Origin of the sequence: Chryseobacterium sp. SIMBA_028 (assembly GCF_046535285.1) — a bacterium.
Lineage (GTDB): Bacteria > Bacteroidota > Bacteroidia > Flavobacteriales > Weeksellaceae > Chryseobacterium.
In genome coordinates this window covers 1-246 of sequence record NZ_JAWRWZ010000676.1, presented here as the reverse complement: position 1 = coordinate 246, position 246 = coordinate 1, and the positions used below count along the sequence as shown (strand labels likewise).

Below are 246 nucleotides of genomic sequence, written 5' to 3'. Positions count from 1 at the left end.
ATATAATCCCCGGGAAGCATTATTTTATCAATTTTTTCAAAAATTTCGGGCTCATTATCTTTTACCCAAGCTAGTTTTGATGCCGTAAAATTCCCCGGTGAATTCAATAAATGGGATAAACATTTTTCTGTTCCTATTGCCTGAAAAGCCTTTTCCCCATAAGATACGGCACGGCTGTCGCACCATATAATAGAGGGACGCAGCAGGTTTTGGTCTTTATCTACCAGGATCAATCCATGCATCTGC

Annotated in this window: 1 protein-coding gene; it reads right to left on the bottom strand. The window is 39.8% G+C overall.

What is annotated here, in order from left to right; translation table 11 throughout:
• The coding region (locus tag SCA31_RS24945) for an FGGY family carbohydrate kinase (protein WP_410699635.1) at positions 1-246 on the bottom strand (246 nt) is incomplete at both ends.